Annotated in this window: 23 protein-coding genes, 5 tRNA genes and 1 riboswitch; of the genes, 11 read left to right on the top strand and 17 right to left on the bottom strand. The window is 58.3% G+C overall.

What is annotated here, in order from left to right; all coding sequences use genetic code 11:
- Positions 1 to 46 precede the first annotated feature (46 nt).
- Entirely contained in the window at positions 47 to 979 is a 933-nt protein-coding gene (locus ACP7EE_RS06015) for a chemotaxis protein CheV (protein ID WP_420646435.1), read from the bottom strand.
- An 82-nt stretch (positions 980 to 1,061) separates the two neighbouring features.
- On the opposite strand from ACP7EE_RS06015, the gene flgA reads away from it, so the two are divergent.
- From flgA to ACP7EE_RS05995, 4 genes are all read left to right on the top strand, one after another.
- On the top strand, positions 1,062 to 1,823 hold the full coding sequence (gene flgA, locus ACP7EE_RS06010) for a flagellar basal body P-ring formation chaperone FlgA (RefSeq protein WP_426202831.1): 762 nt from the start codon (positions 1,062 to 1,064) through the stop codon (positions 1,821 to 1,823).
- Positions 1,824 to 1,970: 147 nt separating this feature from the next.
- Positions 1,971 to 2,297, top strand: a complete 327-nt coding sequence (gene flgM, locus ACP7EE_RS06005) for a flagellar biosynthesis anti-sigma factor FlgM (protein ID WP_420646433.1) — start codon at positions 1,971 to 1,973, stop codon at positions 2,295 to 2,297.
- A gap of 48 nt (positions 2,298 to 2,345) precedes the next feature.
- A complete protein-coding gene (locus ACP7EE_RS06000) occupies positions 2,346 to 2,813 on the top strand; it encodes a flagella synthesis protein FlgN (protein WP_420646432.1) in 468 nt (155 codons plus the stop codon).
- Positions 2,814 to 2,905: 92 nt separating this feature from the next.
- On the top strand, positions 2,906 to 3,640 hold the full coding sequence (locus ACP7EE_RS05995; RefSeq protein ID WP_420646431.1) for a flagellar brake protein: 735 nt from the start codon (positions 2,906 to 2,908) through the stop codon (positions 3,638 to 3,640).
- A gap of 64 nt (positions 3,641 to 3,704) precedes the next feature.
- Here the strand turns inward: ACP7EE_RS05995 and ACP7EE_RS05990 are convergent, their stop codons facing one another.
- The 4 genes from ACP7EE_RS05990 to ACP7EE_RS05975 all read right to left on the bottom strand — a co-directional run bounded on the left by ACP7EE_RS05990 (position 3,705) and on the right by ACP7EE_RS05975 (position 8,881).
- Complete coding sequence (locus ACP7EE_RS05990; protein WP_420646430.1) at positions 3,705 to 5,072, bottom strand: MFS transporter; 1,368 nt, start codon at positions 5,070 to 5,072, stop codon at positions 3,705 to 3,707.
- A 71-nt stretch (positions 5,073 to 5,143) separates the two neighbouring features.
- Complete coding sequence (locus ACP7EE_RS05985; RefSeq protein ID WP_426234090.1) at positions 5,144 to 6,385, bottom strand: glutamine synthetase family protein; 1,242 nt, start codon at positions 6,383 to 6,385, stop codon at positions 5,144 to 5,146.
- A gap of 202 nt (positions 6,386 to 6,587) precedes the next feature.
- On the bottom strand, positions 6,588 to 7,280 hold the full coding sequence (locus tag ACP7EE_RS05980) for a sensor histidine kinase (RefSeq protein ID WP_420646429.1): 693 nt from the start codon (positions 7,278 to 7,280) through the stop codon (positions 6,588 to 6,590).
- Positions 7,277 to 8,881: a response regulator gene (locus ACP7EE_RS05975; RefSeq protein ID WP_426202822.1), complete on the bottom strand. Its 1,605-nt coding sequence runs from the start codon at positions 8,879 to 8,881 to the stop codon at positions 7,277 to 7,279. Before ACP7EE_RS05975 ends, ACP7EE_RS05980 begins: the two co-directional genes overlap by 4 nt.
- A 222-nt stretch (positions 8,882 to 9,103) precedes the next feature.
- On the opposite strand from ACP7EE_RS05975, the gene ACP7EE_RS05970 reads away from it, so the two are divergent.
- Positions 9,104 to 10,483 carry a lysozyme inhibitor LprI family protein gene (locus ACP7EE_RS05970; RefSeq protein WP_426233906.1) on the top strand — a complete coding sequence of 460 codons (1,380 nt, stop codon included), beginning with the start codon at positions 9,104 to 9,106 and terminating at the stop codon, positions 10,481 to 10,483.
- A 72-nt stretch (positions 10,484 to 10,555) separates the two neighbouring features.
- Here the strand turns inward: ACP7EE_RS05970 and ACP7EE_RS05965 are convergent.
- Positions 10,556 to 10,632 (bottom strand) — tRNA-Arg (locus ACP7EE_RS05965).
- Between the two features lie 283 nt (positions 10,633 to 10,915).
- Here ACP7EE_RS05965 and ACP7EE_RS05960 point away from each other — a divergent pair.
- Complete coding sequence (locus ACP7EE_RS05960) at positions 10,916 to 11,146, top strand: hypothetical protein (protein ID WP_420646426.1); 231 nt, start codon at positions 10,916 to 10,918, stop codon at positions 11,144 to 11,146.
- 21 nt (positions 11,147 to 11,167) lie between these two features.
- The gene (locus tag ACP7EE_RS05955) at positions 11,168 to 11,347 is read left to right on the top strand and encodes a PA3371 family protein (RefSeq protein ID WP_426233905.1); all 180 of its coding nucleotides are present in this window, start codon (positions 11,168 to 11,170) and stop codon (positions 11,345 to 11,347) included.
- On the opposite strand, the gene phnN is transcribed toward ACP7EE_RS05955, so the two are convergent.
- A complete protein-coding gene (gene phnN / locus ACP7EE_RS05950; protein ID WP_426233904.1) occupies positions 11,322 to 11,894 on the bottom strand; it encodes a phosphonate metabolism protein/1,5-bisphosphokinase (PRPP-forming) PhnN in 573 nt (190 codons plus the stop codon). The two genes, ACP7EE_RS05955 and phnN, sit on opposite strands and share 26 nt — an antisense overlap.
- An 82-nt stretch (positions 11,895 to 11,976) precedes the next feature.
- Between phnN and ACP7EE_RS05945 the strand changes: the two genes are divergently transcribed.
- Both ACP7EE_RS05945 and ACP7EE_RS05940 read left to right on the top strand, forming a co-directional pair.
- Positions 11,977 to 12,270: a hypothetical protein gene (locus ACP7EE_RS05945; protein WP_420646423.1), complete on the top strand. Its 294-nt coding sequence runs from the start codon at positions 11,977 to 11,979 to the stop codon at positions 12,268 to 12,270.
- 12 nt (positions 12,271 to 12,282) lie between these two features.
- Positions 12,283 to 12,609 (top strand): Arc family DNA-binding protein, encoded by a 327-nt coding sequence (locus tag ACP7EE_RS05940; RefSeq protein ID WP_003178899.1) that lies wholly within the window; start codon positions 12,283 to 12,285, stop codon positions 12,607 to 12,609.
- Between the two features lie 123 nt (positions 12,610 to 12,732).
- Here ACP7EE_RS05940 and mgtE read toward each other — a convergent pair whose 3' ends face one another.
- On the bottom strand, positions 12,733 to 14,175 hold the full coding sequence (mgtE, locus tag ACP7EE_RS05935) for a magnesium transporter (RefSeq protein ID WP_426202817.1): 1,443 nt from the start codon (positions 14,173 to 14,175) through the stop codon (positions 12,733 to 12,735).
- Positions 14,176 to 14,496: 321 nt separating this feature from the next.
- Between mgtE and ACP7EE_RS05930 the strand changes: the two genes are divergently transcribed.
- Positions 14,497 to 15,015, top strand: coding sequence for a cell envelope protein SmpA (locus ACP7EE_RS05930; RefSeq protein WP_426233903.1), 519 nt, complete (start codon positions 14,497 to 14,499; stop codon positions 15,013 to 15,015).
- Between the two features lie 19 nt (positions 15,016 to 15,034).
- On the opposite strand, the gene ACP7EE_RS05925 is transcribed toward ACP7EE_RS05930, so the two are convergent.
- The 8 genes from ACP7EE_RS05925 to ltaE all read right to left on the bottom strand — a co-directional run bounded on the left by ACP7EE_RS05925 (position 15,035) and on the right by ltaE (position 21,144).
- A tRNA-Arg gene (locus ACP7EE_RS05925) sits at positions 15,035 to 15,111 on the bottom strand.
- A gap of 71 nt (positions 15,112 to 15,182) precedes the next feature.
- Positions 15,183 to 15,259 (bottom strand) — tRNA-Arg (locus tag ACP7EE_RS05920).
- A 72-nt stretch (positions 15,260 to 15,331) separates the two neighbouring features.
- Positions 15,332 to 15,408: transfer RNA gene (locus tag ACP7EE_RS05915), tRNA-Arg, on the bottom strand.
- A gap of 107 nt (positions 15,409 to 15,515) precedes the next feature.
- Positions 15,516 to 15,606: transfer RNA gene (locus ACP7EE_RS05910), tRNA-Ser, on the bottom strand.
- Positions 15,607 to 15,668: 62 nt separating this feature from the next.
- Complete coding sequence (csrA, locus tag ACP7EE_RS05905; protein ID WP_002554426.1) at positions 15,669 to 15,857, bottom strand: carbon storage regulator CsrA; 189 nt, start codon at positions 15,855 to 15,857, stop codon at positions 15,669 to 15,671.
- A 185-nt stretch (positions 15,858 to 16,042) separates the two neighbouring features.
- Positions 16,043 to 17,284 carry an aspartate kinase gene (locus tag ACP7EE_RS05900; protein WP_420646419.1) on the bottom strand — a complete coding sequence of 414 codons (1,242 nt, stop codon included), beginning with the start codon at positions 17,282 to 17,284 and terminating at the stop codon, positions 16,043 to 16,045.
- Positions 17,285 to 17,374: 90 nt separating this feature from the next.
- Entirely contained in the window at positions 17,375 to 19,993 is a 2,619-nt protein-coding gene (gene alaS / locus ACP7EE_RS05895) for an alanine--tRNA ligase (protein ID WP_426233902.1), read from the bottom strand.
- Between the two features lie 146 nt (positions 19,994 to 20,139).
- Entirely contained in the window at positions 20,140 to 21,144 is a 1,005-nt protein-coding gene (ltaE, locus tag ACP7EE_RS05890) for a low-specificity L-threonine aldolase (protein WP_426233901.1), read from the bottom strand.
- Between the two features lie 198 nt (positions 21,145 to 21,342).
- A riboswitch (FMN riboswitch) is annotated at positions 21,343 to 21,514 on the top strand.
- 103 nt (positions 21,515 to 21,617) lie between these two features.
- Between ltaE and ACP7EE_RS05885 the strand changes: the two genes are divergently transcribed.
- The gene (locus ACP7EE_RS05885; protein WP_426233900.1) at positions 21,618 to 22,127 is read left to right on the top strand and encodes a 6,7-dimethyl-8-ribityllumazine synthase; all 510 of its coding nucleotides are present in this window, start codon (positions 21,618 to 21,620) and stop codon (positions 22,125 to 22,127) included.
- A 72-nt stretch (positions 22,128 to 22,199) separates the two neighbouring features.
- On the opposite strand, the gene astE is transcribed toward ACP7EE_RS05885, so the two are convergent.
- On the bottom strand, positions 22,200 to 23,210 hold the full coding sequence (gene astE / locus ACP7EE_RS05880) for a succinylglutamate desuccinylase (RefSeq protein ID WP_426233899.1): 1,011 nt from the start codon (positions 23,208 to 23,210) through the stop codon (positions 22,200 to 22,202).
- Between the last annotated feature and the right edge of the window lie 10 nt (positions 23,211 to 23,220).

Genomic DNA, 23,220 nt, shown 5'->3' with positions numbered 1-23,220 from the left:
AGATGCCGCCTCTTAAATCGTGTTGACCGCCAGGAGCAAAAGGCTCCTAGCTGATATCTGCTGCTTTGATCCGGTCGACTACCCGGGATGCCAGGTCATCAGGGCGGAATTTGGCCAGAAAGTCATCGGCACCGACTTTCTTGACCATCGCCTGATTGAACACTCCCGACAACGAAGTATGCAGGATGATATGGAGCTTTTGCATGCGCGAGTCGCCGCGGATCTCGGCCGTCAGGGTGTACCCGTCCATCTCCGGCATCTCGATGTCGGAGATCATCATCAGGAACTCTTCTTCCGGCTTCTTGCCTTCGTCGACCAGTTTGCGCAGGTAATCCAGCGCTTGCCGACCGTCGTTCAACGCCACCACTTCGACACCAATCGTCTGCAGACAACGCGTCACCTGCTTGCGCGCCACCGACGAGTCATCGACCGTCAGTACCCGCAACGACAACGCTTTGGTCTGCGTCTCGACATCGACCACGCCGACCGAAATCGCTTCCGGCGTCGGTGCGACTTCCGCCAGCACTTTTTCGACGTCGATGATTTCGACTAACTGATTGTCCACTCGAGTCACAGCGGTCAGGTAATGATCGCGCCCCGTCCCCTTCGGTGGTGGATGAATCTCTTCCCAGTTCATGTTCACGATGCGTTCCACCGAGCGCACCAGGAAACCCTGGGTCTTGGTGTTGTACTCCGTGATGATCACGAACGGGTTGTTCTTGTCTTTCAAAGCACCCGAGCCGGTCGCCATTGCCAGATCAAGGATCGGAATGGTTGCCCCCCGGATATTCGCCACCCCGCACACGACAGGACTGGACTTGGGCATCAGTGTCAGCTTGGGGCATTGCAGCACCTCGCGCACTTTGAACACGTTGATCCCGTATAGCTGTTGGCCGTCGAGACGGAACAACAACAGCTCCAGGCGATTCTGCCCTACCAGTTGCGTGCGCTGGTTCACCGAATCCATTACACCAGCCATGTCCAGACTCCTACACCAACGCCAAGTGTTGTTGCGACGCACATTCATTGCTAAACGGCACGGCGCTTGCTTTTTAACTCGTATGAACGCTCAAACGACATTATTCCGACACCTGACATCTCCCCTCCGCAGAGGGCTTTGCGCGATGTCCGCCATTTGCTGCTTTTACGCTGGCAGCCCTGCCGTTGCTGATACGGTTACCATGCCTGACATGCTTATCGGCGTGACTCAGGGCTTTCTTGAATTCACCGTAGAAGACTATCTGGCCAGCAGTCAAACCGAAGGCCGCTACGAGATCGAGGTCAACCAGCTCGATCCTCGTATGCGCATGCCTATGTGCGACAAGGAATTGACAGCCACTCTGGAGAGTCCGGCACGCCCTCTGGGGCGGGTTACGGTCAAGGTTCGCTGCGAGGGCGGATCGCCCTGGACGGTGTTCGTACCCGCTCAAGTCCGCCTGTTTCGCGAGATTGTGACGACCACGCGCCCGCTCAGACGCGCAGGCATCATCGAGCCTCAGGACGTGACCTTGCGTGAGCGTGATATCAGCCTGATCAACCAAGGTTTTTTGACGTCGGTGGATGAAGCGATCGGGCAGAAATTGACCCGACCAACGGTAGCCGATCAGGTCATTACTCTGGTGCATCTGGAACAAGCCGAAGTGGTACGCAAGGGCGATCAAGTGGTAATCACCGCGCGCAGCGGCACGATGGCCGTGCGCATGCCGGGTGAAGCCCTGGCCAACGGCGGCCTGAAAGAACAGATCCGCGTGAAAAACCTCAATTCGCAACGGGTCATCAAGGCGCAGGTGGTCGCGCCTGGCCAGGTGGAAGTGGCGATGTAGCGAGATGGAAAACTGGCGCTGGGCCGAGCTGTTCCCTAAACTGTGGCGCATCGGACCTGCATGCAAACTCATGGGTAAATGAGTCTAAAGTTTTCCAGGGGATGGCCGAAAACATGGCAAGCGTCCAAATTCCCAGAGGTTTTTATCATGGTCATCGATTTCAGCCGTTTGAACAGCTCCTCGCCACTTACCGGCAGTACACGTACCAGCAACGCCAGGGAAACCGCCGAAACCGGCACCTCCGCGCCGCTGAATACCCCGGCCGAACAGGCCAGTACCGCTAAAGCCGGGGAATCGGTACACCTCAGCAATGAGGCTCAACAGTTGCAGAAGGTCACTGACAAGCTGCGCGATCAGCCTGCCGTCGACAATGCCCGTGTGGCCGAGTTGAAAGCAGCGATTGCCGATGGCAGCTATAAAGTCGACAGCAACCGTGTAGCCAGCAAACTGCTCAACTTCGAAGCCCAGCGCTAGGCTTTCGCCGGCGCCAGGCTTTTGGACGCTTAAAACCCAAGGCCAGCCATGCACGACACTAATTTACTGCAACTGATCACCGACGACTTTGCTCCAGCTCAACAGTTGCTGGAGTTATTGCAATCCGAGTCCCTCGCCTTGCACGGTCGCGACATGCCGGTGCTGGAAGAAATTCTGGCGCGCAAACAGGCGCTGATCATTCTGCTTGAACAGCATGGCCGCAAGCGCAGCGAAATCCTCGTCAGCCTCAATCTGCCCGCCACGCGCGAAGGCCTGGAGCAACTTGCCAGCCAGTCGAGCATCGGCGCGCAGTTGATGGCTGAGAGCGATGTCCTCACCGATCTGATTGCCCAATGCCAGGCGGCTAATGTGCAAAACGGCCAGTCGATCGTGATCCAGCAGGCCGCCACGGCCAATCAGCTGAAAATCCTCACCGGCGGCGAGCCTCCGGCGCTTTACGATGCCACCGGCACCTTCTCCAAGCTGCAGAAGCCGCGCGCACTCAGTCAGGCATAAGCTGTTCTATGCTTGCGCCCTATCAACACGCGTTACATGCTGGCAAAATGCTGGCTAGCCGTAGTCAAATTTTGTCTGGAGATTGATCTAACGTGTCCAATGATGACGCTCCGCAGCCCCCAAAGGTGCTCACCACGCCCCTGGAAATCTCCAGCAACCTGCGCCAGCTGCAAGAAAGCCATGATCCACTGATCATCACCTTTCACGAGCGCAGTCAGCGCTTCCAGAGCTACCTGATCGAAGTTGATCGGGAATCCGCCACCATCAAGTTCGATGAAATGATCCCGCGCGACGGCGAGCGCTTTCTCGAAGCTGGCGAACCGTTCAAGGTCGAGGGCTTCCATGACGGTGTACGCATTGCCTGGGAATGCACCGGCACGCTGAGCATCAAGGATTCTGATGGCGACCGCTTTTACGTCGGCGACTTGCCCGAAGAAGTGGTTTACCACCAGCGCCGCAATGCCTTTCGCGCTGCCCTGAAACTGGCCGACCTGGTCAGCGTCGTGCTCGGTGGCGAAAAGCTCAAGGCACCGATCGACGGCAAGTTGCTGGACATCTCCGCTACCGGTTGCAAACTGCGCTTCGAAGGCGACATCACCGATCGCCTGCAACTGGGCCAGGTCTATGACCGCCTCGCTGCCGCGCCGCTGTTTGGCAACCAACCGGTCTCGGTCGAGTTGCGTTATCTGCACTTCGAAGAAAAACTCAACATTACCTTCGCCGGCCTGCGTTTCCACAACATCAGTGGTCCGGCCGCGCGCAATGTCGAGCGCTTCGTCTATCAGTTGCAACGTGAAGCACGACGTTTCGACAAAGACGATATGTGATCGAATACGCAATGAAAAACGGGCAGTCCCTTGCGGTGACTGCCCGTTTTTTTGTGCCTGAGATTTAAGGACGGGCCTGGGTGAAGCTTGGGCCTTGGGGATCATCCTCAGGTGGGACGGTGTGCGCATCCTGCTCGGTTTCGGGCTCGGGTTCCGGCTCGGGATCAACCGGATTCTGCATCTGCTCCTGCACCACGTGCTCATCGACCCGCGGATCGAGCGCTGCCACCAGCGGCGAACTGGACATGCTGTCCGGCATTGCAACGTGGTGCAGCGGCGCATCCTCGACCTGATGCATGTTGGTCACGGCTTTCGGCCGGATGCGCCACACCAGTACCAGCGCAAAGAAGGTGAAGAACGCGTACAGGCTTTGCGGCCCGAACAGCTTCATCAGCACGCCTGCCGCCAACGGCCCGATACTCGCACCGACGCCATAGGTCACCAGCAGCATCGCCGTCAGCGAAACGCGCCGATCGCCCTCGACGTGGTCGTTGGAAAACGCCACAGCCAGCGGATACAGACAGAACTGCACCAGCGAACACAGGAAGCCGACGATAAACAGCACTTCCAGCGGCACGCTTGGCATGATCGCCAACGGCAACGCGGCCACTGCCAGAAACATCGCAAAACAACGAATCAGCAGCGCCCGGTCATAGCGGTCGGACAACCAGCCCAGCGGCCACTGCACCAGCAGCCCGGCGAAAATACAGCTACCCATGAACAGACCGACCTGTTCGGTCGACAGCCCTTGCTGCGACGCATACAACGGCGCCAGACCATAAAACGAACCGATGATCAGACCGGCACCGAGCACCGTACTCAATGACTGCGGCACGCGCTTGATAAAGAAGCGCGGCTCCATCGGCGCCGGGTGTAGCGGTGCCGGGTGAATACGTCGGGTCAAAGTCACCGGCACCAGACACAGCGCGAAGCACAGGGCAACCACCATCAGCAGTTCCAGACCGAGGCCCGGGTGCATGACCAGAATCAACTGCCCGAGCACCAGCCCCAGATACGAGGCAATCATGTAGCCGCTGAACACCAGACCGCGCTGATTGGCGTCAGCCTGTTCGTTGAGCCAGCTTTCGATGACCATGTATTGGCACATCATGCCCAGACCGACGATGGTCCGCAGCACCAGCCACGCCGGCAGCCAGTCCACCAACCCATGACCGAGCACCGCCGCACCGACGATCCCCGCGCACGCTGAATACGCGCGGATATGCCCGACGCGGGCGATCAGGCGGTGGCCGATCTTGCCGCCCAGCACCAGACCGAAATAGTTGGCCGCCATCAGCGCACCGACCCACAGACCGTCGACATTATCCGCAGCCAGGCGCAAAGCCAGGTAAGTGCTTAAAAGACCCGAGCCGATCAACATCATCAGCGAGGCGAAATACAATGCTCGAAAGGATTTCCAGATTTGGCGCATCGGCGTTCCGAGCGGCTCCTTGCAGTGATTATCGGGCTATCGAAAAAAGATAGCCCGATGGCGACATTACGTCAGGCCTGGGCTGCTAGAACACGGCGTTCCCAGGGAGTTATTTCGTCAAAGAAACTGGTCAACTCCATGGTTTTCGATGCGATGTAGCCTTCGATGAACTCCTTGCCGAACAGTTCCTTGGCAAGTTGACTGCGTTTCAGACGTTCGAGAGCGGCGTGCAAGGTACATGGCAGCGAAAGATTGTCCGGCACTTCGAATTCGCCCTGGATCGCGGCGGTGGGTTCCAGCTCGTGTTCGATGCCGTACAGACCGGCAGCCAGGCTCGCAGCAATCGCCAGATACGGGTTGGCGTCGGCGCCCGGCAAACGGTTTTCCACCCGACGGGCGACCGGCGAACTGGCCGGAATACGCAGCCCGGCAGCGCGATTGTCGTGCGACCAGCAGGCGTTGTTCGGCGAAGCGAACGGATGGCACAGGCGCTGGTAGGAATTGACGTTCGGCGCAAACAGCGCGGTGAAGTCCGCCATGCCCGCCTGCTGGCCGCCGATGAAATGGCGGAACATTGCGGTCGGCTGGCCATCGGCGTCGCTGAACACATTCTTGCCACTGTTGATGTCAACGACGCTCTGGTGAATGTGCATCGAACTGCCCGGCGTATGCGCCAGCGGTTTAGCCATGCACACCACGGTCAGGCCATGCTTGAGCGCAACTTCTTTGAGCAGGTGTTTGAACAGGAAAGTCTGGTCGGCCAGCAGCAGCGGATCACCGTGCAGCAGGTTGATCTCGAACTGGCTGACGCCCATCTCATGCATGAAGGTGTCTCGCGGCAGATCCAGCGCGGCCATGCATTTATAGACTTCGCTGAAGAACGGCCGCAGCCCGTTGTTCGAGCTGATGCTGAACGCCGAGTGGCCATCCTCGCGCCTACCGTCGAGGCCGACTGGTGGCTGAAACGGTTGGGTCGGATCGGTGTTTGGCACGAACACGAAGAATTCCAGCTCGGTCGCCACCACTGGCGCCAGGCCTCGCGCTGCGTAGCGGGCAATCACCTTTTTCAGCTGGCCACGAGTCGACAGGTTGGAGCCTTCGCCGGTCAGCTCATCCGCATCGCAGATCGCCAAGGCGCGTGGCTCATCGCTCCACGGCAAACGGTGAATCTGCGCAGGATCGGCGACCAGCGCCAGATCGCCGTCGTCGCTGCCGTAAAAGCGCGCCGGCGGATAGCCACCCATGATGCATTGCAGCAGCACCCCGCGCGCCAGTTGCAGACGCCGCCCTTCGAGGAAACCCTCGGCGGTCATCACCTTGCCGCGTGGTACGCCGTTCAAATCCGGCGTGACACATTCAATCTCATCAATGCCCGTCAATCGCTGTGCGAGTGAGCGCTGGCCATCGGTTGTCATGACGCAATCCTTGTTATTGTGCGAGCCGCGAACGGCGACCCGAACAAAATAGGCTCCGGCTGTTCGGAATATCAAGCAGCGTCAAACAAAAAGCTCTGAGTCAGGGCAGATAGATGCTGAACACACCGCCGCCCAACGGTCCGCCATTGCGCAATTCGGTATGCCCGCTAACGCCATTGCGCTGATGCAGCGCGGCAATGCGCCCGGCGAAATACAGACCCAGCCCGGTGCTGCCGCTGCTGTGGTTGATGCCTTGCACGTAATCGGCCTGACGTTCGAGCATCTCGGCCGGGTAACCCTCGCCGTCATCATTGATGCTCAGCACCAGTTGCCCGGCTTCGTCGCTGACGGTGATCAGCAGTGATTCGCGGGCATAACGAATGGCGTTGTTGATGCAGTTGCCGAGCACCGAAGCGATCAGCTCGCGATCAAAGAAACCCAGCGGACTCAGCGGATCGACTTCATACGTCGCGAGAATCCCGCGACTGGCGAACACCTCTTGATGCGCCGCCAGTTGCGCTTCGATGAAATCATCCAGCTCGTGATACGCCGGCTGCAACGGCATCTGATTGACGCCGAGCTTATATAGCCCGAGCAGTTGCACCAGCATGCCGTTCAGGTGCGCGAACTCGAAGTCCATCACACCCTGCTCCGGGCTGTGCCGCTGTGCTTCGGGCAAACGTGACAGCCACTGGCTGTGGGTCTGCATAAGCATCGCCAGCGAGTTCTTCATGTCGTGCACGGTGGATGCGATCACCGTGGAAAAATCCAGTGCCTGCTCGTCGTGGTTCATTCGCCAAACGCCTTGCTTTTCAGCTTCTGATAGCGCGAAAAACGCGCGTCGGTGTCGGGCATCATGCCCACCAGTTTCAGGCAGGCCCGACATTCTTCCAGCTCCGCCGACGGCACGCTGGTGTCGGTGCCGTGCAGCAGCGACTGCGCCATGTTCAGCGCGATACTGATGTTCTTCGGCTGCATCTTCAGCGCCTTGCGGAATACCTCGCGGGCCTCCACCAGATTGCCGGTCTTGTACACGCGCACGCCCTGCCGGTTGAGATCGGCAGCGGCATTACTCGAACTGAGAATGCTCGGGTCATCGGTGAGCTTGGCGATGTCTTTCATCACCGCCGGATCGTCACCGTAGATTTCCGCGCAGCTCTTGAGCATCGAGGTGCCCGCCTCGGCCTGACCGAGCATCTGCAATTGCTTGGCCACCAGCAGCGCCGCCTCCGGACTCATGAACTGCTCCATGCCGTCGAGGCGCAGCATCGCCTGCTCGGTGAGCTTCTCGGCGGTTTCGGCGTCGTTGAGCAACAGGCTGGTGGCCTTCATCAGGCGCGCGCGGATCTGCAAACCCGGATCGCTGGGATTTTCCTTGGCCACAGCGCTGAGCGTAGTGTTGATTTCCAGCCGCGTGCGCGTATCGAGGCCCTTTTCACTGCCCTTGCTGATCAGCGCATGGGCGAGTCCGAGGTTGCTTTCCGCATCCTTGAAGCGCGACTGCGCACCTTGCGCCACAGCCTGGCGATAAGCCTTCGAAGCAGTGTCGAAGTCTTCGTTGGCCATCGCCAGTTTGCCCAGCAGCGCCTGACGCCGCACCGCGAGCGGCGACAGGCGAATGGCTTCTTCCAATACTTTTTGCGCGCCCTTGCTGTCGCCTTCGGCGATCAGCACATCGGCCATGCCGTCGTACAACGATGGCATCATCGGAAAGACCTTCAGAGCTTTTTCGTACACGCCTTTGGCCTGTGCGACCTGACCGCGCTTGAACAACAACTTGCCCAACCCGGCGAACGCCCACGGCAGCGGCCGATCAGCAATGATGCTGTCGTACAGACGCTCAAGTGCTTCGTTCTGATTGAGATCACGCAGGGCATCGGCGCGATAGCGCAGGCACAGCGGCGAATAGCGGATGTCCTGCTTGCACAGGGCGATGCAGGCGTTGAGCACCTCGACCGGTTTGCCGCGATCAAGCGCTTGCAGAATCGGTTTGAGCAGGGTCTTGCGCTGCTCCAGACGCTCCAGACGCTGAGCCAGCCCGGAGCGGTTGAACGGCTTGGTCAGGTACGCGTCCGGCTCGTGCTCCAAGGCACTGAGCACCATCGCCTGACTGGTCTCGGCGGTGACCATCACGAATACCGCTTCGTGGCTGATCAGCTTTTCCATCATCAAGTCTTCGAGCACCTGCTGGCCGTTCTTCTTGCCGTCGCCGAGGTGGAAATCCTGCAGGATGAAATCGTAGGACTTCTGCGAGCACATTTTCAGTGCCTGCTCGCCGGTGTCGGCGGTGTCCACGTCCTTGACCCCCAGCTCGCGCAGCATCGAGCGCACGGAACTGCGGAAATCCGAAAAATCATCGACGATCAGAAAACTCTTTTGGTGATACGACGACATCAACGATTTCCAGGCAATTGAGAGGATGAACCGGGGGGCATTTTTCAGGCGCGCAGATCATAGCTGGCGGCGAAATGCTATCAAGCGATTTCGTGCAAATCTGAAGTTACCGTTGGGGTTATCGGCCACAAGTGGCATTCCCTTGAAGCGGGGCTTCAAGATTCCTTTCCGGACGATTACCCTGCGCCGGTGTTCTGTCTTTCTCACTTGAAGGTTTGGATCGTGTACATCAAAGGACGCTACATCGTGTCGGCTTGTGCGCTGCTGTTTACCCAGCTCGCCACGGCCGCCGGAATGGACTGTGCGAAAGCGGCGAGTGTTGTGGAAATCGCTATTTGTGCGAACAAGCCGTTGTATGAGCTGGATGCGCAGATGGGGGCGGTTTATGGGCGGCTGACTAAGGCTGCTGCGAAGGGACAGCCTGAGGTGAAGAGCGCCCAGCGGCAGTGGCTGAAGACGCGCGATGCGTGCGGCGAGGATGTCAGTTGCTTGAATCAGCGCTATACGGATCGCTTGCAGGCATTGCACGCGCAGTGGACCGATGCGGTCGCGTATCAACCTGACGATATCGACAAACAGGTCACGGAGGATCTGCAACAACGCATTCGCGATATGAGCAAGGTGTATCCGGAGTTTGCCTTGGAGCGGGCAGTGGGCTCTCTCACGATCAGCAAGGGTCAAACCTCATTCGATGGCGATCCGAATGACGACCCGAGCGAGGATCACACACTGTTTCCGAAAACAATTCCCAAGGGCGTCACCCAGGATGAATGGAGGGCGCTAACCGCCTCTGGCCTCGACGCGGATGCGGCGCAAGGCGGGGCCACTTATACATTGATGGATCTGGATGGCGACGGACAGCGCGACTTGCTCATTGCAACCTATACCGGCGGTACTGGGCTGTTTACGTTTTATGACACCCTGCGTCGTGATGGAGGGCGGTTTACTCGCCGATTGACACCCTACGATCCTGAAGCAGGCGCAGGCAGCTCACTGTTCTCCATAAGTGATCGCGGCGCCGACCAGTGGGCCAGCTGGATCAAGTCCCACGGGAGAACGTATCTGGCCTTCCGCGACGGCTCTTACGGTGTTGATGAGCTGTACTTGATCAATCCTTCGAAGATCAACCGTCAGATCCCGACGATTACGGTTCGGTATGACTACCGACTGACGGTGCCTCGCAGTCAATATCGCGAGGCAGACAACACCACATACAAGCTTGATCCAGGCTTGCGGAAGACACTCAGCCGAGCGTTGATCAAATCGAACGCTGGCAAACCTCAGCAACCGAGCGAAAGTACAGCGCCGCTATGCCCCATTCCCGCGTCGGGAGAAGGCGACGACAACTATTCCAGTTACGGTGCAAGTTACTACGCAGTAGAGCCCGTCACGGACATGACGGTGATCATCGGCAACGATTGCTACATCGCAAGGTTGATCAACTGGTATGGACGTTACGGCGAAAAAGACGGGCTGAATGCACTGCTGATGCTGCGCAAGCCAGGTTCTGCAGATCCGGAACAGAGTTACTCGATCAACGGGCGTAGGCATGTGACGCAAGTTAGTTCGCAAGTAAGCACGCGCGGGGCTGAGTTGTTTTAGCTGCTGGCTCTGCGCGATTGAGAGCCACAAAAAAGCCCCACCAGATCGCTCTGCGCGGGGCTTTCGAATATATGGTGTCCCAGGGCAGGTTCGAACTGCCAACCTTCCCCTTAGGAGGGGGATGCTCTATCCAATTGAGCTACTGAGACACAAGTCAGCCGATACGACAGACGGCGTGCATGGTAACGGCCAGGCCCTTATTTGTCATGTCGTCCAACGTGCTTTTTAAGTGTAGGCAGGCGCATTGCAAGGCTGACGGAAGTTTTACCGTGCAATTTGCATCCCCGCAAAAACCCGGCATTGCAGATTGCAATGTGCGACCTCTGCAAATCCAAGATAAAACCTTGTTTTTAAAGGACTTAACAGCGGTTAGACTGTTGGCACGCTGGCTGCTTTGTGTGTTCTTACAAAGAACGTTCGGAGACTCGCCTGATGAACAGCGCCCTCTTGCTTGCAAACGCAACCGCCCTGGCGGTTCTGGTGGGATTTCATTTTGCCCCCGAGAGCAATGAGCAGGTGGCGCAGCGCATGCCCCATTACCTGCAAGTGCAGCGGGCGCCGCAACTGGCGGTGTTGAGCGATCAGCGTGGTTTTGCGCCGCAGGATGTCAGCGAGACGCTACACACACCGCTTGCGCAGTCGACCGAACGTCTGGTGTTTTGAATCATTTTTCTGGAGTTAAGCATGTCCAAATCAGCCACGGGATTGTTAATCCTCGCGCTCTTGAGCGGCGTTTTGCATTTTTCGCTGTTCGATGAGGCGAAGATTTCCCCGCCTCTGATCAGTTGCGCCGTGTTTGTAGTGGGGTTCATCCTGGCTTTGGTTATTGGCCGCAGAATCAAATTCGATCCTGTTCTACGTTAAGTCTGATCCAATCCAGCAACCGGGCGACGGTTTCAGCCAGATCGCCCGAGTTATCCAACAGATGAATGGGTGTTTTTCCAAGTGTTTCTTGCGCAACGAACAGCGCATTGCGACCCAGACGTGCATCAATCTCCGCCAGCCCTTCTCTTCCGCGCTTGAGCAGGCGCTGACGCAGCACCTCATCCTTGACCGTCAACAGCACTGGCAGCAGCGTCGGATAGCGTTCCAACGCCTGCGACAGATATCCACGAGAGCCGTTCACCAGCACATGCTGACCGGATTGCAGCCACCGGTTCATCTCAGCCGGAATGCCGTACTGCAAGCCATTGGCGCACCATGCCAACGCAAACTCTCCTGCCTCCTGGCGTTTCGCGAACTCCGCAGACGACACGCCGATAGCGTCTTCGCCCACCGACTCTGCCGAACGAGTGATGACTCTGCGCACCACCTCGCACTTCAGCTCGCGCAACCCATCACGCGCGGCTTCGATCAGACTGTCTTTGCCAGAACCCGAAGGTCCCATCAGGTAAATAACCCTGCCATCCATCCTGAAAACGCCCTCCAGTGGGTGTTAGCCCTAGTAAATCGGCAAATTGCCACTATCCTGTACAAGGTAGGGAACGAGGGGTTTGAACCGCACAGCATGCACGTTCCGAGGCCTTTGGGCACCACTCGGCGTGTTTCAGGATGCGGTCAACCATGCGGGCCAGAGCAATCTTTTCAAACCAGTCCGCATTTCTGATAATTGGTGCTGGCATTACGCCTTTACCCGGATCAATATTTGTCACAGAATTGGCGCCAATGATCTGGCAATTTTGAGGCATGATGCCCGCCTCTTAGCAATTCAGGTTGAACCATTTGGCGCGGATGCTTGTCCTACCACACATCCTGCGGCCATTCCCGAAACCGCTCCCCTGAACTAACCGGTTAAATATATGCGCCCATTGAAACAGGCAATTTATTCCAGCCGTACGGCTGACAAGTTTGTCGTACGTCTGCCAGACGGAATGCGTGAACGCATTGCCGAAGTGGCTCGCAACCATCATCGCAGCATGAACTCCGAGATCATCGCGCGCCTTGAGCAGAGTCTTATTCAGGAAGGCGCACTGGGCGAAGAGCTGAGCATGCGTCTGGACAGCCCGGAGCTGTCACTGCACGAACGCGAACTGCTGCAACGCTTCCGCCAACTGTCACACCGCCAGCAGAACGCCTTGGTGTCGCTGATCGCTCACGACGCTGAAATGGCTGCCGACGCTTCCTGATTCACACCAAACATCTCAAGCCAGCATGATTGCTGGCTTTTTTTGCCCGCGATTTGGCTTCTTGGCTTTTGCGCCGGCATGAAAAAGCCCGCCATTTCGGCGGGCTGTTTCGGTGCAGCGAGGTCAGAGCAGGAAGATTGTCGCCAGCCCGAGGAAGATGAAGAAGCCACCACTGTCGGTCATGGCCGTGATCATCACACTCGCGCCCATTGCCGGGTCGCGCCCCATCTTCGCCAGCGTCATCGGGATCAACACGCCCATCAGCGCCGCCAGCAGCAAGTTGAGCGTCATCGCCGCTGTCATCACCACACCCAGCGACCAGCTGCCATACAGCAGATAGGCGACCACACCGATCACCCCGCCCCACACCAGACCGTTGATCAAGCCAACTGCCAGCTCCTTGCGCATCAGACGCGAGGTGTTGCCGGTACTGACCTGATCGAGCGCCATCGCGCGTACGATCATGGTGATCGTCTGGTTACCCGAGTTACCGCCAATGCCCGCCACGATCGGCATCAGCGCTGCGAGGGCTACCAGCTTCTCGATCGAGCCTTCAAACAGGCCAATCACTCGCGAAGCGATAAATGCGGTGATCAGGTTGACCGCCAGCCACGCCCAACGGTTGCGCAGGGATTTCCACACGGAGGCGAAGATATCTTCCTCTTCGCGCAGACCGGCCATGTTGAGGACTTCGCTTTCGCTCTCCTCACGGATCAGGTCGACCATTTCATCGATGGTCAGACGGCCGATCAGCTTGCCGTTCTTGTCGACCACCGGGGCCGAGATCAAGTCGTAACGCTCGAACGCCTGAGCGGCGTCGTAGGCGTCCTCATCCGGGTGGAAACTCACCGGATCGCTGGCCATGACTTCCGCCACCTGCTTGTCCGGGTCGTTGACCAGCAGACGCTTGATCGGCAGCACGCCTTTGAGCACGCCGTCGTAATCGACCACAAACAGTTTGTCGGTATGCCCCGGCAGCTCTTTGAGACGGCGCAGGTAACGCAGAACCACTTCGAGACTGACGTCCTCACGGATGGTCACCATCTCGAAGTCCATCAGCGCACCGACCTGCTCCTCGTCGTAGGACAGGGCCGACCGCACGCGCTCACGTTGTTGGTTATCCAGGGTCTCCATCAGCTCATGGACGACGTCTCGCGGCAGCTCGGAAGCCAGGTCAGCGAGTTCGTCGGCGTCCATGTCCTTGGCGGCAGCCAGGAGCTCGTGATCGTCCATGTCGGCGATCAGCGTTTCACGTACGGAATCGGATACTTCGAGAAGGATGTCGCCGTCACGATCGGCCTTGACCAGTTGCCAGAGCGTCAGACGATCGTCCAGCGGCAAGGCTTCAAGAATGTAGGCGACGTCGGCGGAGTGCAGATCATCGAGCTTGCGTTGCAACTCGACGAGGTTCTGCCGGTGGACCAGGTTCTCGACCCGGTCATGATGTGCGCCTTCCTGGCGATGCGTCAGGTCTTCGACGACCCGCTGGCGCTGCAGCAGCTCAACGACTTGAGCCAGGCGATCCTGCAGGCTTTCCTGTGTTTTCTTTACTTCGATTTGAGACATAGGCGAACTCCACTCCCAGCAGCGGGGCACGCCGGAAGGATCAATCAGTCAATTCATGATTGGAAAAACGGGATACTGAACAACTACTGGGTAAGTCCATGGAGGTTTTCCATAAGCCCCGGCGGGGCTGACGGGCGCAATGATACACCGCCTGACGGTTTTAAACGTTAAAAAATCCAGCTTGAAACAAGCGCTTGCGAGACAAACCTGAGCGCCGCGCTGATCCATGCAAGTGCGACGACTCATCCTGAAAAGAAAGCACACTCGCGGCAGACGGCGCAGCGACTAACCTTGACCGCGTAACGTCATGGAGGACGTCGAATGCCATTGAAAACAGCTCGTTTTGTACTGACCAGCCTGCTCTGCCTGCCTGCCGCCGCGAATGCGGCCACCCTGCACCGCTGCGAAACGCCTGACGGCAGCATCACGTTCACCACCCTCAGTTGCGCGAGTGACGAGCAGCTGTCGCTACAGGAAGTTCGGCCCTATTCGCCCGGCTCTACCGTGACCTTGCTACCCGAAGCCCGCCACGAAGAAACATCCGGTATGAATAGCAGAACCCGACAGTTGGGCGTTGTCGGACGCAACCATGACAAATGCGGAGATCTGATCGACGCCCGACAGCGGCGCGAAGCGATCATCAATCAGCGCGTGGTTGTCGGCATGAGTCAGCAGGATGTAGAGAGCGCACTCGGCAAACCGGACAAAGTCGGCATTCGCAATTCGACCACGACCTATCGCTACGACCTCAAGAAAGGCCGAAGTGCACAAATTGATTTTGATGAGAAAGGCTGCGTGTCCGGAAAAGCCAAATCCCGGACAGCAAAAAGCCCGCGTTAAACGCGGGCTTTTCGGTATATGGTGCACTCGACAGGATTCGAACCTGTGACCGCTCGGTTCGTAGCCGAGTACTCTATCCAGCTGAGCTACGAGTGCATTTGTGTTTTTAGACCAGATCACAACTGGTTGAAACCAAGTTGATCGCATTACTGCAATTAACTCTTAAATGGTGCACTCGACAGGATTCGAACCTGTGACCGCTCGGTTCGTAGCCGAGTACTCTATCCAGCTGAGCTACGAGTGCATTTGTGTTTGATAGACCAGATCACATCTGGTTGAAGCCAAGTCATTTGCATCGCTGCAATTAACTCTTAAATGGTGCACTCGACAGGATTCGAACCTGTGACCGCTCGGTTCGTAGCCGAGTACTCTATCCAGCTGAGCTACGAGTGCATTTGTTGCGCCGCATTATAGCCCGTCTAATCTCTATTCCAACCACTTTTTCTTGTAATTTCAACAACTTACCGAAAAAGCCAGATTACGACGTACTAAGCAAATAATGGCGGAGAACGGGGGATTCGAACCCCCGACACCCTTTTGAGGTGTACTCCCTTAGCAGGGGAGCGCCTTCGGCCACTCGGCCAGCTCTCCGCAACACGGGGCGTATCTTAACCAACCTTTTCCCCGTTTGCAAACATAAAAAACGATAAAAATTAATGGCTTGGTTCTTCGTCCTTCTCTTTCTTTATACGCAGGTAAATTTCTTCACGGTGCACGGCAACCTCTTTCGGGGCGTTGACGCCGATACGCACTTGATTTCCTTTAACGCCGAGCACCGTCACGGTGATTTCGCCATCACCAATGATCAGGCTTTCCGCGCACCGACGGGTCAGAATCAGCATACCTTTATCCTCACGCAATTCAGTTCAGGGACAACAGTCTGGAAAAAAAGGCACCCGACCTACAACCGGAGCGATCGCAGCCCTACATGCCTGAGTATTGACCAGCGCGCGCAAAAGAACAGATCCAGCGGCGCGCCATTCAAAAAATAATGGGCGCGGTCAGACCGCGCCCTTCAGACAACGCATCACTCGCCCTGACGGGCCGGAGCGTCGAGTTCGAAAGCCGTGTGCAGGGCGCGCACAGCCAGTTCCAGGTATTTCTCTTCGATCACTACGGAAACCTTGATTTCCGAAGTCGAGATCATCTGGATATTGATGCTTTCTTTTGCCAGGGATTCGAACATGCGGCTGGCCACGCCTGCGTGGGAACGCATGCCGACGCCGACGATCGAGACCTTGGCGATCTTGATGTCGCCAACCACTTCACGGGCACCGATCTCGCGAGCGGTGTTTTCCAGCACGGTCTGTGCGGCCTGGAAGTCATTGCGGTGCACGGTGAACGTGAAGTCGGTGGTGTTATCGTGCGCAACGTTCTGCACGATCATGTCGACTTCGATGTTCGCGCCACTGATCGGGCCGAGAATCTTGAATGCGACGCCCGGGGTGTCTGGCACACCACGGATGGTCAGCTTGGCTTCATCGCGATTGAAAGCGATGCCGGAAATGATCGGCTGTTCCATGGTTTCCTCTTCATCAATAGTAATGAGGGTACCCGGACCCTCCTTGAAGCTGTGCAGTACGCGCAGCGGGACGTTGTACTTGCCGGCGAATTCGACCGCGCGGATCTGCAGCACCTTGGAACCGAGGCTGGCCATTTCCAGCATCTCTTCGAAGGTAATCTTGTCCAGACGCTGAGCGACGGACACCACTCGCGGGTCGGTGGTGTAGACACCATCGACGTCGGTGTAGATCTGGCACTCGTCAGCCTTCAGCGCAGCGGCGAGCGCCACACCGGTAGTATCCGAGCCGCCACGACCCAACGTGGTGATATTGCCGTGCTCGTCGACGCCCTGGAAACCAGCAACAACCACAACGCGGCCAGCCTTCAGGTCACCACGAATCTTCTGGTCATCGATCTGCAAGATACGCGCTTTATTGTGCGCGCTGTCCGTCAGGATCCGCACCTGATTGCCGGTGTACGACACCGCCGGCACACCGCGCTTGATCAGCGCCATGGCCAACAGTGCGATGGTCACCTGCTCGCCAGTGGAAACGATGACGTCCAGTTCACGCGGAACCGGTTGCTCGTCGCCACTGATTTGCTTGGCCAGATCGATCAGACGGTTGGTCTCGCCGCTCATTGCAGACAGCACAACCACCAGGTCATCGCCGGCATCGCGGAATTTCTTAACCTTGTCGGCGACCTGCTCGATTCTCTCGACAGTACCGACCGAGGTGCCTCCAAATTTCTGTACGATCAAAGCCATTTCAAAGCCGCCTCTGCCCATGAAGGGCGCCCAATAATCACTCGAACAGCCGTCGGTCCCGCCACTAGACAGCGGGGCCGACGGGCCGTCTTATAAACCCTGCTCGACGAATGGAACGGTCAGCGCCAGTGCGCCATCCAGTGCGCCGGCGTCAATACCACCGCCCTGCGCCATGTCCGGACGACCGCCGCCCTTGCCGCCCACTGCCGCAGCAGCCTGCTTCATCAAATCACCGGCTTTGAGTTGGCCAGTCAGGTCTTTGGTTACACCTGCAACCAGAACGACCTTTTCCTCATGGACACTGCCGAGCAGGATCACTGCGCGGCCGAGTTTGTTTTTCAGTTGATCGACCAGCGCCAGCAGCGCCTTGGCGTCCTGACCGTCCAAACGCACGGCCAGCACTTTCACGCCTTTGACATCCAGAGCCGAAGCCGACAGATCGTCGCCCGCAGCGCTGGCAGCCTTGGCTTGCAACTGCTCGAGTTGCTTCTCCAGCAGCCGGTTGCGCTCCAGCACAGCCGACAGCTTGTCGATCAGGTTGTCGCGGCTGCCCTTGACGAGAGTGGCCGCTTCCTTGAGTTGTTCTTCTGCTGCGTTCAGGTAGGCCAGCGCCGCAGCGCCGGTCACCGCTTCGATACGACGCACGCCCGAAGCCACACCGCCTTCGCTGATGATTTTCAGCAGGCCGATGTCGCCGGTACGGTTGGCGTGGATGCCGCCGCACAGCTCGACGGAGAAATCGCCGCCCATGCTCAGCACGCGCACGTTGTCGCCGTACTTCTCGCCGAACAGCGCCATCGCGCCTTTCTGCTTGGCGGTTTCGATGTCGGTTTCTTCGGTTTCAACAGCGGAGTTCTTGCGAATCTCGGCGTTGACGATGTCTTCCAGCGCCTTTATCTGCTCAGGCTTGATCGACTCGAAATGGCTGAAGTCGAAGCGCAGGCGCTGACTGTCGACCAACGAACCTTTCTGCTGAACGTGTTCGCCCAGCACCTGACGCAATGCAGCATGCAGCAAGTGCGTGGCCGAGTGGTTCAGCGCAGTGGCGTGACGCACTTCGGCATCGACATGGGTTTCAACCGGCGCGCCGATGGTCAGGCTGCCCGAGGCCAACACGCCGTGGTGCAGGAATGCGCCACCAGTCTTGGTGGTGTCGCGGACGTCGAACCGTGCATTACCGGCCTGAAGGAAACCGCAGTCGCCGATCTGGCCGCCGGACTCAGCATAGAAAGGCGTCTGGTTGAGAACGATCACGCCCTCCTCGCCTTCACTCAATACGTCGACCGACTGGCCTTCTTTATAGATGGCGACAATTTTCGCCGAACCGCTGGTGGCCTTGTAGCCAGTGAACTCGGTGGCCACGTCGACCTTGACCAGCGTGTTGTAGTCCAGACCAAACGAGCTGGCCGAACGTGCACGGACGCGCTGGGCTTCCATTTCACGTTCGAAACCGGCTTCGTCGACGGTCAGGCTGCGCTCGCGGGCGATGTCCGCGGTCAGGTCCATCGGGAAACCGTAGGTGTCGTAGAGTTTGAACACCACGTCGCCCGGCACCACGGTGCCTTTGAGTTCCAGCAGATCCTGCTCGAGAATCTTCAGGCCGTGCTCCAGGGTCTTGGAGAACTGCTCTTCTTCGGCCTTGAGTACGCGCTCGATGTTGCTCTGCTGCTTCTTCAGTTCCGGGAAGGCTTCGCCCATCTCGGCAACCAGTGCCGCGACGATCTTGTAGAAGAAGCTGCCGGTAGCGCCGAGTTTGTTACCGTGACGGCAGGCGCGACGGATGATCCGGCGCAGCACGTAGCCGCGACCCTCGTTGGACGGCAACACGCCGTCAGCGATCAGGAAACCGCACGAACGAATGTGGTCGGACACAACCTTGAGCGACGACTGATCGCCATTCTCGCAGCCGATGGCTTCGGCCGAAGCTTTCAGCAGGTTCTTGAACAGATCGATGTCGTAATTGGAATTGACGTGCTGCATCACCGCACTGATCCGCTCCAGGCCCATGCCGGTATCCACCGACGGCGCTGGCAACGGATGCAACACGCCATCGGCGGTGCGGTTGAATTGCATGAACACGTTGTTCCAGATCTCGATGTAACGGTCGCCGTCTTCTTCCGGCGAGCCCGGTGGGCCGCCCCAGATGTGGTCGCCGTGATCGTAGAAAATCTCGGTGCATGGGCCGCACGGGCCGGTATCGCCCATGGTCCAGAAATTGTCGGACGCGTATGGCGCGCCTTTGTTGTCGCCGATGCGGATCATGCGCTCGGCCGGCACGCCGATTTTCTGGGTCCAGATGTCATACGCTTCGTCATCCGAGGCGTAGACGGTGACCCAGAGTTTTTCTTTCGGCAGTTGCAGAACGCCGGTCAGGAAAGTCCAGGCGTAGGTGATTGCGTCGTGCTTGAAATAATCACCAAAGCTGAAGTTGCCGAGCATTTCGAAGAACGTGTGGTGACGAGCGGTATAACCGACGTTTTCCAGGTCACTGTTCTTGCCACCGGCACGCACGCATTTCTGGCTGCTGGTCGCACGGGTGTACGCACGTTTTTCCTGGCCCAGGAAGCAGTCCTTGAACTGGTTCATCCCCGCGTTAGTGAACAGCAGGGTTGGGTCGTTGCCCGGAATCAAAGAGCTGGAGGCTACACGGGTGTGACCTTGTTCTTCGAAGAAGCGAAGGAAGGCTTCACGGATTTCTGCGCTTTTCATTAGGTTCTTCCACGGAGGCTGCGGCCAAAGGCCTGTGCGAAACGTCAACAGACGAAGCGACGGCAAAGGGCCGCATTATATCGGCCCTGCGCGCGGGGTACAGCGTGTTTATACGATAGAAACGGTCAATTGGACGGCTAACGCTGTCAGTTGCGCGAAAACTCGACGAATGTCGCGATCACTTGCTCGATTTGCGCGCGACTGACGTCCATGTGCGTGACCATGCGCAGACGACCGGCAGCGCTCAATTTGATCCCGCGCTCGGCGGCAAACCGCTTGAACGCTTCGGCCTGGTCGCCGATCTGCAGGTAAACCATGTTGGTCTGTACGGGTTCAACGGCATAACCGGCCTCGCGCAGTCCGTCTGCGAGAAACTGTGCGTTGGCATGATCATCGGCCAGACGTTCGACGTTGTGATCCAGCGCATACAGCCCCGCCGCCGCCAACAATCCCGCCTGACGCATACCGCCGCCGACCATTTTGCGCAGGCGCCGGGCCTTGCCGATCAGCTCGGCCGAGCCACACAGCACCGAACCGACCGGCGCACCGAGACCTTTGGACAGGCACACCGAGACCGAATCGAAATGCTGGGTGATGTCCCGCGCATCAACGCCCAGCTTGACCGCCGCGTTGTACAACCGCGCACCGTCCAGATGCAGCTGGAGGCCGTTGTCCCGAGTGAATTTGCGCGCCCGGAGCAGATATTCCAGCGGCAGCACTTTGCCCTGCATGGTGTTTTCCAGCGCCAACAGCCGCGTGCGGGCGAAATGGAAGTCATCAGGCTTGATCGCCGCCGCCACCTGATCCAGGTCCAGCGAACCGTCGGCCTGCACTTCCAGTGGCTGTGGCTGAATCGAGCCAAGCACCGCCGCCCCACCACCCTCGTATTTGTAGGTGTGCGCCTGCTGACCGACGATGTATTCGTCGCCGCGCTCACAGTGCGCCATGAGGCCCAACAGGTTGCTCATGGTGCCGGTCGGGACGAACAGCGCAGCGGCGAAACCCAGCCGTTTTGTCAGTTCGGCTTCCAGACGATTGACCGTCGGATCTTCGCCATAAACGTCGTCGCCGGTGTCCGCAGCGGTCATCGCCTCGAGCATGGCGGCGGTCGGTTGGGTGACGGTGTCGCTGCGAAGATCGATAACGCTCATGAACCTGGCCTCAATTCAGCAGGGGAAATCCCTTTACCAAGGAGGATTACTGCGGGCATGGCGCGGATTAATCAAGCCCACGCTCAGGAAAAGTCGTTTCTCGACAACGAAAATCTCGATAGCAATCATCACAAAGGCGCAATGCACGGCCCGCGAATCTGTGTTAAAAACGCTGCGCCGCCCGACAAAGGGCGGCACAAACGTTCTCAGGGCGGGGTGCAATTCCCCACCGGCGGTAATTGCGCGCAACGCGCATAGCCCGCGAGCGCTTGGCGACGGACACGGCAATGGCTGTGCTCGACGGCAAGGTCAGCAGACCCGGTGTGATCCCGGGGCCGACGGTCATAGTCCGGATGAAGAGAGAACGGGATTAACGCCAAAGGGCCGCCTGCCGCATTCGTGCGAGTGTGCGCACCCTTGAATCCCTTTCGATTCATATCGCCCTGTTTTTCATACAAAACAGGAGTCAGAACATGCAACCCACCGCAATCGACAGCAAAAGCAAACACTCTCACGGCGAGCGCGTAGCGTTCATCCAGGCTTGCTGGCACAAGGAAATCGTTGATCAGAGCCGTAAAGGCTTTCTCAGCGAAATGCTCGCTCAGGGTTATCAGGAATCGGACATCGACTTTTTCGAAGTTGGCGGCGCATTCGAAATGCCCCTGCACGCCAAACTGCTGGCGAAAACCGGTCGTTACGCCGGTATCGTTGCGGCAGCCTTGGTGGTGGACGGTGGAATCTACCGTCACGAGTTCGTCGCCCAGTCGGTCGTCAGCGGCCTGATGCAGGTGCAGCTGGAAACTGAAGTGCCGGTATTCTCGGTGTCCCTCACCCCGCACCACTTCCATGCCGGCGAAGAACATCAAAAGTTCTTCTTCGAGCATTTCGTGCACAAGGGTCAGGAAGCGGCGAAGACGTGCGCGGATACGCTGATGAAAGTGCGCGCGTTGCGCCGCACTGAGCCGCGTGCTGTAGCGGTCTGATTAAACCCAAGTTGAGTGAGGTCTTGGACTTCACTCAAACCACTGTGGGAACAGGCTTGCCCAAAGATTGAATCAGGCGAGGTTTTCGTCGGTGCTCGGCACGATCAGGATGCCCGCGCGCAAGCCGTTCTTGACCTTGGGATTGGGGAAGATGATCCGCGCACCCGGCTCTTCAATGACCCAGCGGGTCTGGGCGATGTCTTCCGCCAGTACGTAACCCACTTCCAGTTCAGAAAAGTTCTCGACGTCCGCCGGCAGATTCAAGCGGAAGCTGTCGCTGTGCTTGATGATCTCGCGCGCCACGCTGAACAGCTGCAAACCGTCCAGCCCTTCCTCGGCCAGCGGCGGCTCGTTGCCTTCGATGATCTGTTGCAGGCGGGTCTCCAGCAGCGACACGTTGACGCCGTCGTTGTGCCCGAACGGCCGCGCCTTGCCCAGCTCCAGGGTGAAAGCCTCGGCATCCAGCTTGTCGTAGGTGTAAGAACTGAACACGATTGACGGTTTGTTCTGCAACAGCACCGCCTCCATGCCCGCCGCACGCAGCCGCGCCAGTTCACGGCGGGAATGCTGACGCCCGTCTTTCCACGGATACAAAGCGAACTGTTCGATCTTCGAACCACGGATCGCCGTGTGCAGGTCGTAATGCAGACGCTGACGATCAGGCAGACTGAAGAAACTCGCGGCCAGCCTTTCCAGTTCACAGGCACGCAGCGCTTCGGAGCCGCTGCTTTGTTCGTGACGGCCGTTGAACAGCCGATTGACGTCCTGCTCGATGAAACGCTCGCCTTTGCGAATCGCTTCCGGATTGCCGAACAGGAACAGAATGCGTGCGCGCGGCTTCAAGTCGCCGCGAGCGATGCCATGCAGCAACCGATCCAGCAGCTCGATCGGTGCAGTTTCGTTGCCGTGGATCCCGGCTGACAGCAGCAGGTCCAGGCCATTGTCGCGTGCTTCGGGTGGCCGCACTTCCAGCGCACCTTCGCTCAACCAGCGCATCCGCACGCCTTCGACAGTCAGTTGAGTCTTCTCCGCCGGTTCGCGGCCGGCGAGGGTCAGTTCAAGCAGTTTGCCGAGGGCGAGCATAGAGCGTTTT

This window comes from Pseudomonas sp. TWP3-2 (assembly GCF_049897765.1).
Taxonomy (GTDB): domain Bacteria; phylum Pseudomonadota; class Gammaproteobacteria; order Pseudomonadales; family Pseudomonadaceae; genus Aquipseudomonas.
This window is presented reverse-complemented; position numbering and strand designations above follow the sequence as displayed.

Excerpts from the sequence above, each read along its gene's own strand:
- ACP7EE_RS05940 (WP_003178899.1), top strand. The coding sequence starts at position 12,283 with ATGCGCCCATTGAAACAGGCAATTTATTCCAGCCGTACGGCTGACAAG.
- ACP7EE_RS05900 (WP_420646419.1), bottom strand. The coding sequence starts at position 17,284 with ATGGCTTTGATCGTACAGAAATTTGGAGGCACCTCGGTCGGTACTGTC.
- ACP7EE_RS05980 (WP_420646429.1), bottom strand. The coding sequence starts at position 7,280 with ATGAACCACGACGAGCAGGCACTGGATTTTTCCACGGTGATCGCATCC.
- ltaE (WP_426233901.1), bottom strand. The coding sequence starts at position 21,144 with ATGAGCGTTATCGATCTTCGCAGCGACACCGTCACCCAACCGACCGCC.
- phnN (WP_426233904.1), bottom strand. The coding sequence starts at position 11,894 with ATGGATGGCAGGGTTATTTACCTGATGGGACCTTCGGGTTCTGGCAAA.
- csrA (WP_002554426.1), bottom strand. The coding sequence starts at position 15,857 with ATGCTGATTCTGACCCGTCGGTGCGCGGAAAGCCTGATCATTGGTGAT.
- ACP7EE_RS05990 (WP_420646430.1), bottom strand. The coding sequence starts at position 5,072 with ATGCGCCAAATCTGGAAATCCTTTCGAGCATTGTATTTCGCCTCGCTG.
- ACP7EE_RS05975 (WP_426202822.1), bottom strand. The coding sequence starts at position 8,881 with ATGTCGTCGTATCACCAAAAGAGTTTTCTGATCGTCGATGATTTTTCG.
- ACP7EE_RS06000 (WP_420646432.1), top strand. The coding sequence starts at position 2,346 with ATGCACGACACTAATTTACTGCAACTGATCACCGACGACTTTGCTCCA.
- flgM (WP_420646433.1), top strand. The coding sequence starts at position 1,971 with ATGGTCATCGATTTCAGCCGTTTGAACAGCTCCTCGCCACTTACCGGC.
- ACP7EE_RS05985 (WP_426234090.1), bottom strand. The coding sequence starts at position 6,385 with ATGACCGCCGAGGGTTTCCTCGAAGGGCGGCGTCTGCAACTGGCGCGC.
- ACP7EE_RS05955 (WP_426233905.1), top strand. The coding sequence starts at position 11,168 with ATGTCCAAATCAGCCACGGGATTGTTAATCCTCGCGCTCTTGAGCGGC.
- ACP7EE_RS05960 (WP_420646426.1), top strand. The coding sequence starts at position 10,916 with ATGAACAGCGCCCTCTTGCTTGCAAACGCAACCGCCCTGGCGGTTCTG.
- alaS (WP_426233902.1), bottom strand. The coding sequence starts at position 19,993 with ATGAAAAGCGCAGAAATCCGTGAAGCCTTCCTTCGCTTCTTCGAAGAA.
- ACP7EE_RS06015 (WP_420646435.1), bottom strand. The coding sequence starts at position 979 with ATGGCTGGTGTAATGGATTCGGTGAACCAGCGCACGCAACTGGTAGGG.
- astE (WP_426233899.1), bottom strand. The coding sequence starts at position 23,210 with ATGCTCGCCCTCGGCAAACTGCTTGAACTGACCCTCGCCGGCCGCGAA.
- mgtE (WP_426202817.1), bottom strand. The coding sequence starts at position 14,175 with ATGTCTCAAATCGAAGTAAAGAAAACACAGGAAAGCCTGCAGGATCGC.
- flgA (WP_426202831.1), top strand. The coding sequence starts at position 1,062 with ATGAACGCTCAAACGACATTATTCCGACACCTGACATCTCCCCTCCGC.
- ACP7EE_RS05885 (WP_426233900.1), top strand. The coding sequence starts at position 21,618 with ATGCAACCCACCGCAATCGACAGCAAAAGCAAACACTCTCACGGCGAG.
- ACP7EE_RS05930 (WP_426233903.1), top strand. The coding sequence starts at position 14,497 with ATGCCATTGAAAACAGCTCGTTTTGTACTGACCAGCCTGCTCTGCCTG.